This window comes from Streptomyces sp. NPDC021019 (assembly GCF_044333295.1).
Taxonomy (GTDB): domain Bacteria; phylum Actinomycetota; class Actinomycetes; order Streptomycetales; family Streptomycetaceae; genus Streptomyces.
The window spans coordinates 346,726-359,496 of the sequence record NZ_JBIRQR010000006.1; the positions used below are offsets into that span (position 1 = coordinate 346,726).

Genomic DNA, 12,771 nt, shown 5'->3' on the forward strand with positions numbered 1-12,771 from the left:
CACGGTCTTCGTGCACGGGACACGTTTCAACGCTGCCAGTGGAGTAGCCGGCTCGCCGCGCTCCGGAAGGAATCCCCGGTGGCCGCCGTCGACCTGCCGCGCCACGGAGCCCGCTCCGACCGGCCCTGGAGCCTGCGCGCCGCGACCGGGATCATCGCCTCCTGATCCGCTGGACCGCGCACCGGCACGCCCGTGTCGAACTGATCCCGCGGGCGGGACGCCTCGCGAACTTCGCCGCGCCGGACGCCTTCACCGATGCCGTACGCCGCTTCGCGCGGCAGCTCACCGCTACCGGCTGAGCGCCTCGCCCACACCACACCCGTACCGGCACGACGGGGTACTCAGGCCACGCCCGCACCGGCACGACGGGGTGCTCAGCCCACGCCCGTACGCAGAACGCGGTCGAGTGCCGTCCGGCCGGCGGGCCCCCAGGTCGGCTTGCCTCCGGGAAGCCCCCGGTCCCCGTTCCGGCCCATGAGCATGAGGACCAGGCTCTTCATGGCGGCCAGCCCGCGGGCGCGCCGGATCATCGCCTCGTCCGCACGCTCGTACGCGTCGAAGAACCGCGAGGCGGCGCCCGCGGGGAGGACGACCCACGCTGCCGCGAGGTCCCACGCCGGATCACCGGCGAACAGGTCACCGAAGTCGATCACACCCGACAGCGTCCCGTCCGACACGACGACGTTCGCGGGGTGGAGATCGCCGTGCACCCATACCGGCGGTCCCTCCCACTCCGGGGCCGCGACGGCATCGTCCCAGAGTGCGCGGACCTCGTCGGCGATGCCGTCGGGGACGACGGCGTGGAAGAAGTGGTCGAATCCCTCCGTGTGCGCGCGGGGAGGACCGCCACGGTCCGAACCGGCCGGCGCGTCGACGGGCGCTTCCACGTGCAGGGCCCGGAGGAAGTCCGCCAGAGCACCCGCCGCATGGTCACCGCGGCGGATCGAAGTGCGGTCCAGCGGCTCGCCGGGGACCCATGTCATGACCGTCCAGGGCTTCGGGAAGCGCTCGGACGGGGCGCCCGCCCGCACGGGGTTCGGGACGGGCAGCGGCAGGCGAGGAGCCAGCAGCGGCAACCACCGGCGCTCCTTGAGCTGGAGTTCCGGGGCGCGTTCCGTACGCGGCATACGGACGGCCAGCTCGTCCCCGAGGCGCCACTGCTGGTTGTCCCATCCGCCCTCGACCTCGCGGACGGCCAGTCGCGCGAGGTCCGGATGCTGCTCCTGGAGCAGGCCGCGGACCAAGTCCGCCGTGATCTCGATCTCGATCTCGAAGTCGGTCATGCGGATCCACGGTAGTGCGGTGGGCCCCGCCGGACGGGCCGCAGGGCCCGGGCCCCGCGGACAGGGCCCCGCGGACAGGACCTCGGTGCGTCAGTCGAGACAGAACTCATTGCCCTCGATGTCCTGCATGACGAGGCAGGACTCGTTCTCCTCGTCGGCGAGCAGCAAGCGCTGACGCACCGCGCCGAGCGGGATCAGCCGCGCGCACTCGGCCTCCAGCGCGGCGAGGCGCTCCTCCCCCACGAGCCCGGTGCCGACCCGCACGCACAGATGTACCCGGTTCTTGACGACCTTGCCTTCGGGAACGCGCTGGAAGTACATCCGGGGGCCCACACCCGAGGGGTCCTGGCAGACGAATCCCGCGTCCCTCTTCTCGGGCGGCAGCGAGAGGTCGTAATCGGCCCACGTGGCGAACCCCTCCGGCGGCGGCGGAACGACGTACCCCAACACCTCGCACCAGAAATACGCGACGCGCGAGGGCGACGCGCAGTCGAAGGTGATCTGGACCTGCCTGATCCGAGCCATCGGGCCACCCTAACGGCGCGCCGTTCGCCGAGCATCCGCATTTCGCCGCCGCAGAGATCGCGGGAGTCAGCGGGACGAATCGCCGCCGGCGGATCGCCGAGCCACTGACGCCCTTCACCACGTGCTCAGCCCAAGTGGACGGCGCGGGTCCCGCGTTCGGATCGGGAGAATAATGAGGAAGCGGGACGCGGAGCACGCTGAAAGGATGGCGTACTCCAGAGCCGACCCCAGCACCAGGAGACGCACCCATCGTGACCCGCACCAGCGCCGTTTCACTGATCCGTTCCCGTTCCCTCTCCGACGTGGCCGAGTACGCCTATGCGGCCACCGCACCCGCCGAGGCCCGGCTGATCTTCCTCGCCGGTTCGTGTCCCCTCGACGAGCACGGCGACACCGTGGCCGTTGGGGACTACGCGGGCCAGGCGGCGAAGGCCGTGGAGAACCTGCGGACGGCACTCGCCGACGCGGGCGCCTCGGTCGAGGACGTCATCAGCACCCGGGTCCTCGTGGCGTCGGCCCGGCAGGAGGATCTCGTGGCCGCCTGGGAGGTGGTCCGGGACTCCTTCGGCGACCACGATGTGCCCAGCACCCTGATGGGCGTCACCGTGCTCGGCTACGCGGACCAGCTCGTCGAGATCGAAGCCGTGGCCGCCGTCCTCGACGCCCCGACGCCCGACGGCCCGGCCGACCCGCCGTCGGCGTAATGGCGGTGTGAACCACAGCGCCCCCGCACGCCGAGGTGGGTGCGGGGGCTCGCCGATGGGCGTTGCCGCGCACCCCGGACGGCCGCGCCGGTCGCGCGCGTCGCTCCGGCGCGGGCGAGGATGGGGGGAGACCGTAGTCGCGGAGCCGGTACACACCCGTCACTCGAACGGCACACCCCCACAACAACCTCATCTCATATCTGAGATAACCTGCCGTCATGTCAGACGACTACCTCGTACGCATCGGCAAGCTCATCCGTGACGCCCGTCAGCACCGGGGCTGGACACAGACCCAGCTGGCCGAGGCGCTCGCCACCAGCCAGAGCGCCGTCAACCGCATCGAGCGCGGCAACCAGAACATCAGCCTTGAGATGATCGCCCGCATCGGTGAAGCCCTGGACAGCGAGATCGTGTCGCTCGGTTACGCCGGCCCCATGCATCTGCGGGTCGTCGGCGGCCGCCGGCTCTCCGGGGCCATCGACGTCAAGACAAGCAAGAACGCCTGCGTCGCGCTGCTGTGCGCCTCGCTGCTCAACAAGGGGCGGACGGTCCTGCGTCGGGTGGCCCGGATCGAGGAGGTGTTCCGGCTCCTGGAGGTGCTGAACTCCATCGGGGTGCGCACCCGCTGGGTCAACGACGGCGTGGACCTGGAGATCGTGCCGCCCGCGCAGCTGGACCTGGAGGCGATCGACGCCGACGCCGCGCGCCGCACCCGGTCGATCATCATGTTCCTGGGTCCACTGCTGCACCGGACGGAGCAGTTCACGCTGCCGTACGCGGGCGGCTGCGACCTCGGCACCCGCACGATCGAGCCGCACATGATCGCACTGCGCCGGTTCGGCCTGGAGATCGCCGCCACGGAGGGCCTGTACCACGCGCAGGTCGACCGGTCCGTCTCCCCGGACCGGCCCATCGTGCTGACCGAGCGCGGCGACACCGTGACCGAGAACGCCCTGCTGGCGGCCGCCCGCCACGAAGGCACGACCGTCATCCGCAACGCCTCCTCCAACTACATGGTGCAGGACCTGTGCTTCTTCCTGGAGGCGCTGGGCGTACGGGTCGACGGCGTCGGCACGACGACGCTCACCGTGCACGGGGTCCCGCAGATCGACGTGGACGTGGACTACTCCCCCTCCGAGGACCCGGTCGAGGCGATGAGCCTGCTGGCCGCCGCGGTGGTGACCGAGTCCGAACTCACCATCCGCCGGGTGCCGATCGAGTTCCTGGAGATCGAGCTCGCGGTCCTGGAGGAGATGGGCGTCGACTGCGACCGCACCCCGGAGTACGCCGCCGACAACGCGCGCACCCGCCTGGTGGACCTGACGGTGCGGCCCTCCAAGCTGGAGGCCCCGATCGACAAGATCCACCCGATGCCGTTCCCCGGCCTCAACATCGACAACGTCCCGTTCTTCGCGGCGATCGCCGCGGCCGCGCACGGCCAGACCCTGATCCACGACTGGGTCTACGACAACCGCGCGATCTACCTCACCGACCTCAACCGCCTCGGCGGCCGCCTCCAACTGCTCGACCCCCACCGGGTCCTGGTCGAGGGCCCGACCCGCTGGCGCGCCGCCGAGATGATGTGCCCGCCCGCCCTGCGGCCGGCCGTGGTGGTACTGCTGGCGATGATGGCGGCGGAGGGCACGTCCGTACTCCGCAACGTGTACGTGATCAACCGCGGTTACGAGGAGCTGGCCGAGCGGCTCAACTCGGTGGGCGCGCAGATCGAGATCTTCCGGGACATCTGACGGGTGGGGTGTCGTGCCCCTTGACGGCAAGGTGCACGACACCCCAACATGCAGCTGACCCGCGCATATCCGCCTTCGCAGCTTTCCGGTGATCACTGTCGCTTATCAGCACGTTGTGCAACGCACGTGCAAGGTGATCCTGTATGAGTGACGGGACGTCACATAAGCGTGGGTGCCCATCAGCCTTCACGGAGGGCTGTCGCCGAAGTGGCCTCGCGACGTCCGATGTCGGTCGTGGCACGCCAACCGCACCGGCGGACGTGGCCTGCTGCTCGCCGCCTCTCCTCACGCCAGTTCTCGACCCCAACCCGGTCGTCGCCGGGCGCGCCAGCCTCTGCCTGCACCTGCGCGCACTGCCGAACACGCCGATACGTCTACGCCGGCAACGCGGGGAACACGACCACCGAACCGTCCTTGTCGCGGGCAATCTCAATCGCCACGTCTGTCGTAGGACTGTGGACTGTGACGCCACGGCCCAGCTGGTGAATCCGGTGCGTCGCGCTCATGAGGCGATCCACTTCACCGGTCGTGAAGACGGGCGCCCGCAAGCCGCTCGGGCGTGCCAGCTCCAGTGTCGACAGGCGCACCAGGACACCGGCGATGCTCGACTCCATTTCATCGAGGCGCTGCTGATCGCGCCTGAGTTCGCGGGTGAAGTTCGTGAACGGATTGCCCTCGTTGCTCTGTGCGTGCTCGACGGCCTGGAGGACAACCACCCGCCGCTTCAGCGCGATCGCCAGGGAGGCGAGTTCGAGGTGGGTGCGGAACGTGCCGCCATGGTCATCGACGCCGGGGAACGCCTTGGTCAGCTTGCCGAGTTCGACGGCCTCGCCCTCGCGCAATCCGTCGAGCGCGCCTTGCCACCGGATGGAGCGGCCGTCGGCCTTGCTCAGCGCCGTGTCGATGGCATGCACCGCCGAGTCGAGTCCCAGGGAGACACCGAGCTTGCCCTGGTCGAGCAGGATGGCCGTGGCTTTGTCGATGGCGCCACGGCAGCCGTCGAGTGTGCTGCGCTCGTCGTCGAGCTTCTCCTCCTGAAGTCGCTCAAGCAGTTCCGTGATGTGTTCAATGGCCTGTTGGCGCCTGCGATCGGCGTGCGCGCTCACTCCCACCGCCACGGCCATGAGCACGAGCGGAGCGGCCACGGTGAGCGCCGTGCCGCCGGCGGCCGCAGCACCGGCGGTCGCACCGGCCCCGCCGACCGTGCCCGCCGCTGCCGCGCCGCCGACCGGCACGAATGTCGCTTTGGAAGCAATCCTGCCCGTCGAATTCACGAGCTCACCGTAGATGCCGCCGACCGCCCCCTTTGGCACCATCGAGCGGACGACGCCCTGCCCGAACTGGGCGGCGACCTTCGCCGGGATCACCATGCGATACAGATTCTCGCCGGCAGCGGTCGCTCTGGCCGCCGTAAGAGAACTTCGGGTCGATTGCGTAATGAACTGAGACAGGTGCTGCGCCAGGGGGCTCGCGGCGTCGAGCGGCATACCACAGCCTCGGTCGATCTTGTCGGGCAGCGGGTGTACCTCAAGTGTGACGATCGGCTCGTCGGCCAGAGCGGCCAGCACTCCGCGCAGTTCAGCCAGGCGTTCAGCTGTCATCGACTCGCCCGCGGCCAATCCTGGCACTCGGACGTCAGCGGTCGCCAGCGTCCACACCGGCACGGTCGTCTTGCGGTCGTCCGTCATCGTCTCCCCCTTGTTCCCGACAGCAGCCTACGTCTGACGTCGAATGCGACGAGCCCAACCCGCGAATCCGCCCGTCCGTCCCCCCTTCGTATGCCGGGGCAACCGGTTTTCTTGTCAGCCCAGCACCAGCCGCTGCCGGGCGCGGGTAATCATGACCTGGTATGCCATGCGCAGGGTCGCCGCCGTGAGGTCGGTGGCGGAGTCGGATTCCGTGTCCGCGACAACGACGGTGTCAAAATCAGAGCCCTGGTGCCGGCGCGGTGGACGAGGAAGTCGCCGGTCCGGAGAGGTCGAGGTCGCGATAGCGACCGGACGAGGCCTACGAACTGTAGAGCTGGGGTTCGTGGGCGAGGCCGACGCGTTTCAGAAGCCGCATCAAGTCGGCGTCCACACGCATGGTGTCGACCATGGCACCGATAGGGGCCCGCGAGTGCCGGGCCGCCGGACCGGCGATGTTGTCAGCCAGATTCTCGGTGTCGGAATAGTGACGGACCATGGGCAGCGTGTCGCTGCGGAAGCGGGGTTCGGGTCGGGTGCCGCCTGTGCGGAAGTACTCGGCGAGGGAGGCGATCTCGCGGCTGTTGTGGTGGTTGCGCGCGATCTCCGCGCCCCGTGAAGCGGCTGAGAGCGTCGGTGATCTCGTTGTGGGTGAAAGGCCGGCAAGCCGCCGCGAGACGGCGGGCTCCGACCGAGGCCTTCTCGACGAGACGCAGGCGCCGCCGTCCGTCGTCTTGCAGCACTTCGTGGAGAGGGCCGCCTCACGGTTGGCAAGCACGGGATCGTAGAGCAGCCGGCGCGGCGGCGGGATGACCAGGCAGGCCGGCATCCCGGTAGCCACCGTCCGGTATCTCGGCCGTCTTGCCGACGGCGTCCTTCGCACCGGATAGCTCCCACACCTTGCAGTCGTTGCGGCCGCCGGGCAACGGCCGGTCGACGGCGAGGACGAGCCGGTCATCGACGTCGTTGACGACCTGGTGATCAGTGGAGTTCCGGCAGCTCCTGGGACTGCCCGGCGATGGCGTGACCACAGGTGAGAACCAGGGCGCCGTCCACCATCAGCACGGTGTTCTTGTGGAACCGTTGGCGCTGCTGCAGGGTCGGCACTGACATGAGCTCAGCTCAGCGAACGGGGGCTGTCCAGAACAGCTCGGACGCCGAGCGCGTCTACCCGATCACCAACCTGCCGCCCAACACGGCCGCCGACGCCCAGATCGCGGACTGGATCAAGGGCGACTGGAAGATCGGGAGCCTTCCCCACCACATCCGAGGCCGCACGGCCACGGGGAAGACCCCAGATTCATGTCGGCCATCTGGCGCACATCGTGGCCCGCCCGCGCAACGCCGCCAGCGGCCACGGCCACCGGCCCAGGACGCCGCACCAACATCAACGCCCTGCGGCACACCACTCACGACCGGCGAAGGCCCCTGCCCGCCCTCGCATCGCCGGTGCCATCCCGACAGAGCTCGATCACGCGAAGAAACCCGGACGGCGCCTCATCTGCATTGTTTACAGCAATAGGCCCCTACCACCATTTCATCGGTTCGTCAACTCTATCAGCCGTTCAAATCTCTCGCACGCCAGGTCGACATCCAGTACAGAGAGACGCCACCCGTTGACTCATTTTTACTAACCTCCGGCATGGGGGCACGACCCCTCCCCCTCCGATAGGCATAGCAGTTCGACCCTCCACCCATTGGAGTGAATGGATGACAAAAGCATGGCGACCCTCTGCTTATCGATGCCAACATCCTTCTTGTTCCTAACGCACCGACGCGGGGCGAAGGTTGGCCCCTGGGTCGACGCGCGGCCGCTCCTTCCCGAAGGGTTCCAGCCGTGCCTTCATCTCCAGATGACGCCCATCCTTTCGATGAATCTGCCGAGACGATCCGGCGCAAGGAGCGGGAGCTGGCCGAAACCGAGGCCAGGTCGGCGCGCCGTGAGCGGATGAGGGACCGGCTACTGGTCCTGCGGATCATCTTCGTACTGATCACCCTGGTGACCGGCAATCCGGTCTACCGGTGGACAGACAGGGGCATCGAGTGGGTTATGGAACATCTCCGGGAATCCGAATGATGTGAGGTAGGCATGAGCGAGGGCATCGTCAAGGGGCCGTTTCCGATTCCGGTTTCCCGGGAGGATCAAGAGGCTTGGATCGAGGCCGTACTGGCGACCGAGGGGGTGAATCTACCCCGTGGCGCGGTGGAGAACATCGCCCCCTTCATCGTTGACCCCGATCATAGTCTGAGCGAGCCCGACGCACGCGGCGTACGTACGCTCAAGGCGAGCGCCGTCCGACGCATTTGCACAGACGCTGGCGACATGGTCATCGCCGTCGTCCGAATGCACGGCGTCGGTGGTGTGTTGTGGGGGCACAACGAGCGGATCAGCTCGATCTGGCGCTCCGTCGCGGACCCGACGGTCGACCGAGGAACCGAGCGCACCCTGGCCTCGGTCCGGCCGTGGATGAGCGTCGACGACGATGGACGCGAGACCTGTTTCGCCGCGCTGGAAAGCGTCATGCCGAACCGACAGACATTGATCATGAACGCTGAGGACGCGGCGGACGAGCTGAAGAGGCGGGATCGCGTCCGCCCATACGATCTTGAGGAGGACCTCGTCCTCAACGGGCAACAGGACCCTGGAATGTACGTTGCCCAGCAAGTGAGGATTGAGGAAAATCCGGAAAAGGACTCCGACGGCAACCCCCTTTACCCGGACGCCTATTGGGGTTGGATGGCAGTTCGAGGAAATAATCGAACTCAGAAACGGCAGTCGATCTTTCGTTTGACATCCAGTGAAGTGCTGTCCGGTGTTCCGGCAGAGAAGCTGGAGCGAGAGGGGGACGAGATCATCTGCGACCCTCGCGACTGGCTCCCTGAATTCTCTGCCGTACTCAACAGGGAGTTCGCGGATGCGGACGACGGTGAACTGGACCCCACAAGCGGCTCACGGGCTCGACGTGCCGCTGCCATCGCTGCGGTAGATGCACATCTGGTGATCGGAACCCCCACTCCCCAGCGGCTCTACCGCATCGTGCAGATGAACAACCGGCGCGATCACGTCCACCCGCCGCTGGAGTTCGACGCTCTCGACCGCTCACGCGCGCTCGGGCGGAGCGTTCTCGGGATGTACGTGGCACAACGCGTCATGGACGAGAAGACAGCGGAGGTCCTTTCCGGGCTCGCGCCGATCCGTGAACTCCCCGACGTATCAATGGACATGGCGGTCTCGGAGTTGCGTGACCTGCGCTCCATGCGACTGCTGCAGGAACTGTTTCCGGTGGATCCGCACAAGCGTCACCTACTGCGGCGCGCGCTCAGCGAGAACCCACCGTCCCAGCTCAAGTCGGGGGAAATCAACCAGCGGGCGCGTACATGGTCCGCGCTGACCTCCGAGAGCTACCCGGCACCATGGAACCCGCGCGTCGGCCAGGTCTTCTCCACGCGGGCCCGGGAAGGCATCGTCCTTTCCGGGCGCAGACTGCCTGACTTGCTCGCAGCCGCGGACACCGATGACGACGCCTTCGACGAACTGGTGTCCTATCGGGCGGCGCACTGGCTTGCCTCCTTCGGCATCATCGAACCAGATCGAGGCTCGCTCGACGGCCAGGAAGTCATCGGCGACGCGGGAGAACGGGTTCGCCGGTCCCGCAGGACCGTCATGAACTGCCTGCAGGCTCTTCGGTACGACAAGAGCCGGATGATGGCAGTTGGCGTTCTGAAGTCGCTGGCCGCAGCCATGGACGCCGGGGATCGGCGGCCTTGGCGCGTTAGCAGCTCCGGCACGGAGATGCCGGGACGGGAGATGACACCGCTCTGGTTCGACAGCGTATTCCCGAAGGACACCGGGACCCGGCCCCGCAAGGCCGTGGCATCTGCGCCAGCGTTGCCCAAGACAGTTGCAGTCCCCGCCCCCCTTCCTTCGCCTACGCTGCCTGCGCTCTCGTCCATGACACCAATGTCCTCACTCGTGACCTCAACGCCCGCACGTTCTCCCGCGCCGGCGCTCACCGCCGCAGTCCCGGCCCAGTCCACGGTGCCGGCCACCGGCCAGGCCGACGAGGGCGTCAGTTCAGCCTCCTCCCCCGAGGAACCTCTCACTCTCGAGGCTCTGACGGTCCGGGCAGAGGAACAGATCCGTGGCCTCCATGCGGCCTCCGCCGAGATCGGGGAACTCCTCGGACGCCTCGCGGAACAGAGCCGCGCGGCGTCCGTCGACCATCCCATCAGCCGACAGCGGGCCGATGCGACCGTGCGCCTGCTCAACCAAACGCTGTCCAGGCTGCGTAAACTGCCGGAACTCATGGAGGAGATGACGGAGCCCTCCTGACGCAGTGCGTTTCGTAGGACCAGCGGGCTTGACGCCTCCGCTTGCCCGCTGGCTGCGGACCCGAACCGCGCTTCCTGGCGTCCGGCAGTCGCAGCCGACCTCGACGCGTCGGGTCGGGTCGGGTCGGGTCGGGTCGGGTCGGGTCGGGTCGGGTCGAGCGATCCGGCTCTGCCGCTTCGGTTACGGTCAGCCGCAAGCCTTTGGGCTGCCCGAGCATCAACCGCGTTCTGACCGCCGTCCGCGCTACCCACAGAGCGGCCCCGTGCCCGCCCCTGAGACCGAGGCGCCCGCAAGATCCCAAGCCCGGACTTGGCGACACCCCGTGATCTTCGATTCCCCCTCTCGCCTCGCCGGCCACCAGGCAGCCCGCAAAGGTCTTGCGGGCACCTGGGCGGCACAGAGCAGCCCGTCGTCGTGGTTGACGAACCTCGCAGAGGGCGGCATGGCGTAGACCCCGCGCGTTCGATGCCGCTGGCTTCTCAGTGGGAACACCTGGTGGTCGCGGGGACGGACGGGACGGCAGTATTCGTGAAGCAGTGTCTCGGTCGGCCGGGCGTGGGCCCGGTCGTTCCTGCCCGTCTGCCGCGGCGACTTCGCCGTGATCCACCTGACTGTCCAGTCGTTTCAGTGGGACGAGCCGGCGTGTTCGGATGGCTGGAAGTCTCTTCCCGACGCCGTGTCAGATGTGATCTCAGTTACCTTCGGGGGGACTGAATGGAGAACCGTGATGATTCGGGGCTGGGAAGCCGATCCCTCTTCGCCGCTGGTGCGCCGCCTGGGTAGATCCCCCGCCGATCTCGGGACCACGGGCGGCGAGCAGGGGTGCCCGGATATCTGGGAACTGGAGAACGGGGACATCGCCGTCGTTGGCCGCGACCTCACCGATTCCTACCTGCTCAGTCTCCCCCCGGGGCTCGTCGTCGCCCCGGACGAACGGATCGTCGTCATCCCCCGCAGGACTGCCGCTGCAGCGAAGGTAGACCTTCCCGATGCTTAGCCCACAGGTCGACGCCGCCGCGGCGGCAAGTTGGTCGCGTTCACCGGCCGGGGGGACGCGTGCGACGCTGTCGAGCAGCACTCCGTGCGTACGCAGGCAGCGGATGTCGCCGGGAACGAGGTGGGTGAGCGAGTGGTCAGGCAGGCCCCGAAGCACCATGTCCACCCGGTCCGTGGGGAGGGGCAGGTCGAGCCGGACGTTGGCGAGCAGGGACAGGGGCAGGGGGTCGCTCGACCAGCAGGGCAGCAGGCGCAGCAGGGTGACCGCCTCAGGCAGGTTCTGCCCGGCCAGGGAGTTCAGCGAAAGCTGCCATGTTCCGCTGACCAGGTGCCGCGAGTCGTTGCCCGCGTCGATGGCCCCCTGGTCGATCAGTTCGATGGGATCCGGACGCTCCTGCAGACGGCGCCCGTACTCCTCCATCGTCCAAGGGGCGATCACCTGGTGAGCCAGGTACCCGCCGGCCAGGGTCAGGGCGAGCGGCAGGCGGCCGAGGCCGCGGCAGGACATCCACGTAGAGCAGCTCGGCAGCGGGCCACCAGTGGCCGGCGGTCTGCCGTGTGGTCACGAGGACGGTTCCGCGCGGGCTGGTGCGCAGCCATCCGCCGTCCCGTAGCACTGCTGGGTCGTCGGCGTTGTCCAGCACCAGCAGCCAGGGAGTGTCGGACCGGTCGAGGTGGTCCCAGACCAGGTCCGCCGCCGCGCGTAAGCCGTTGCGCGCGGCCATCAGCTCACCGTCGCGGGCGCCGCGGTCGGCGGCCACAGCAAGCATTCCGGCCCGCAGGGATGCCTGGTCGGAGGCGTTGACCCACCGTCCCAGGCGTCCGCGTTCCCGGGTGGCGTGTTCGAAGAGTGCGCACGCCACGGCCGTCTTTCCGCATCCTCCCAGGCCGTGCAGGACGAACATGGTGCTTCCGGCGCCCTAGGTCACCGCCTCCTTCAGGCGTCCGACGAGTTCGCCGCGGTCCCTCAGGCTCGCCGGGGCCCGGCCGATGGGCGGAGGCCGCACCGAGTCCGGGCCGGCCCCGGCGGCGCCGTGATGGTGGTGCTCGGTGATGTGCTGATCACCGGAAGCCTGGTAGACGCGCCCCTGATCAGCGGCCCGGCCGTCGTTGCGGCCGGTCACCGCTGGTCGGCGTTCGGATCGCGGCCGGGCTGGTAGACCCGTGAACTGCCGGAGGCGGTCGCGCTTTGGATGACAGCCGGGATGGCAGGTGTGCCGGGGTCGAGTTCGGCCAGCAGGGAGCCGGGGCACTCCGTCCGTCCTGGCTCCTCACCCACCGGCCGCGATCCGGCGGTGGCGGCTCGACGGCCGGTGCGGAAAGGGCAGGGCGGGGGCGGCGTCGCGGGGCTCGGCTCGCCGCCCCCGTGGCAGCGGACGAACGGCCGGTGAGGAGCTCCGGCGTCGGCGGCGGGCCGACATTCGGGGCGCTGCGGGCGGTGGCCCGGTTCCTGAGGGCCAAGCACCCGGACCGGGACATCCACGTGGCGCGGGTCTT

At 68.6% G+C, this 12,771-nt stretch carries 11 protein-coding genes and 2 pseudogenes; 5 read left to right on the top strand and 8 right to left on the bottom strand.

What is annotated here, in order from left to right; genetic code table 11:
• Positions 1-374: 374 nt before the first annotated feature.
• A complete protein-coding gene (locus ACH4RG_RS28700; protein WP_397932299.1) occupies positions 375-1,283 on the bottom strand; it encodes an aminoglycoside phosphotransferase family protein in 909 nt (302 codons plus the stop codon).
• A gap of 90 nt (positions 1,284-1,373) precedes the next feature.
• Positions 1,374-1,808 carry a VOC family protein gene (locus ACH4RG_RS28705; protein WP_397921968.1) on the bottom strand — a complete coding sequence of 145 codons (435 nt, stop codon included), beginning with the start codon at positions 1,806-1,808 and terminating at the stop codon, positions 1,374-1,376.
• Positions 1,809-2,059: 251 nt separating this feature from the next.
• On the opposite strand from ACH4RG_RS28705, the gene ACH4RG_RS28710 reads away from it, so the two are divergent.
• Both ACH4RG_RS28710 and ACH4RG_RS28715 read left to right on the top strand, forming a co-directional pair.
• Positions 2,060-2,512: a RidA family protein gene (locus ACH4RG_RS28710; protein WP_397921966.1), complete on the top strand. Its 453-nt coding sequence runs from the start codon at positions 2,060-2,062 to the stop codon at positions 2,510-2,512.
• A gap of 218 nt (positions 2,513-2,730) precedes the next feature.
• Positions 2,731-4,260, top strand: coding sequence for a helix-turn-helix domain-containing protein (locus ACH4RG_RS28715; protein ID WP_397921964.1), 1,530 nt, complete (start codon positions 2,731-2,733; stop codon positions 4,258-4,260).
• A gap of 374 nt (positions 4,261-4,634) precedes the next feature.
• Here ACH4RG_RS28715 and ACH4RG_RS28720 read toward each other — a convergent pair whose 3' ends face one another.
• The 3 genes and pseudogenes from ACH4RG_RS28720 to ACH4RG_RS28730 all read right to left on the bottom strand — a co-directional run.
• Positions 4,635-5,948, bottom strand: coding sequence for a hypothetical protein (locus ACH4RG_RS28720; RefSeq protein WP_398540469.1), 1,314 nt, complete (start codon positions 5,946-5,948; stop codon positions 4,635-4,637).
• Between the two features lie 319 nt (positions 5,949-6,267).
• Positions 6,268-6,774 carry a hypothetical protein gene (locus ACH4RG_RS28725; RefSeq protein ID WP_398540470.1) on the bottom strand — a complete coding sequence of 169 codons (507 nt, stop codon included), beginning with the start codon at positions 6,772-6,774 and terminating at the stop codon, positions 6,268-6,270.
• Positions 6,764-7,043, bottom strand: a pseudogene (locus ACH4RG_RS28730) (IS5/IS1182 family transposase); the annotation flags it as partial. The pseudogene ACH4RG_RS28730 and the gene ACH4RG_RS28725, both read right to left, overlap by 11 nt.
• 739 nt (positions 7,044-7,782) lie before the next feature.
• On the opposite strand from ACH4RG_RS28730, the gene ACH4RG_RS28735 reads away from it, so the two are divergent.
• The 3 genes from ACH4RG_RS28735 (at position 7,783) to ACH4RG_RS28745 (ending at position 11,275) form a co-directional block, all read left to right on the top strand.
• The gene (locus tag ACH4RG_RS28735; RefSeq protein WP_397921960.1) at positions 7,783-8,022 is read left to right on the top strand and encodes a hypothetical protein; all 240 of its coding nucleotides are present in this window, start codon (positions 7,783-7,785) and stop codon (positions 8,020-8,022) included.
• Positions 8,023-8,034: 12 nt separating this feature from the next.
• Positions 8,035-10,278 (top strand): hypothetical protein, encoded by a 2,244-nt coding sequence (locus ACH4RG_RS28740; RefSeq protein ID WP_398540471.1) that lies wholly within the window; start codon positions 8,035-8,037, stop codon positions 10,276-10,278.
• 727 nt (positions 10,279-11,005) lie between these two features.
• On the top strand, positions 11,006-11,275 hold the full coding sequence (locus ACH4RG_RS28745) for a hypothetical protein (RefSeq protein ID WP_397922485.1): 270 nt from the start codon (positions 11,006-11,008) through the stop codon (positions 11,273-11,275).
• A 12-nt stretch (positions 11,276-11,287) separates the two neighbouring features.
• Here ACH4RG_RS28745 and ACH4RG_RS28750 read toward each other — a convergent pair.
• The 3 genes and pseudogenes from ACH4RG_RS28750 to ACH4RG_RS28760 form a co-directional block, all read right to left on the bottom strand.
• A pseudogene (locus ACH4RG_RS28750) lies at positions 11,288-12,179 on the bottom strand (ATP/GTP-binding protein); the annotation flags it as partial.
• Positions 12,180-12,194: 15 nt separating this feature from the next.
• Positions 12,195-12,398 (bottom strand): hypothetical protein, encoded by a 204-nt coding sequence (locus ACH4RG_RS28755; protein WP_398540472.1) that lies wholly within the window; start codon positions 12,396-12,398, stop codon positions 12,195-12,197.
• The gene (locus ACH4RG_RS28760) at positions 12,395-12,553 is read right to left on the bottom strand and encodes a hypothetical protein (protein ID WP_398540473.1); all 159 of its coding nucleotides are present in this window, start codon (positions 12,551-12,553) and stop codon (positions 12,395-12,397) included. Before ACH4RG_RS28760 ends, ACH4RG_RS28755 begins: the two co-directional genes overlap by 4 nt.
• Positions 12,554-12,771 lie beyond the last annotated feature (218 nt).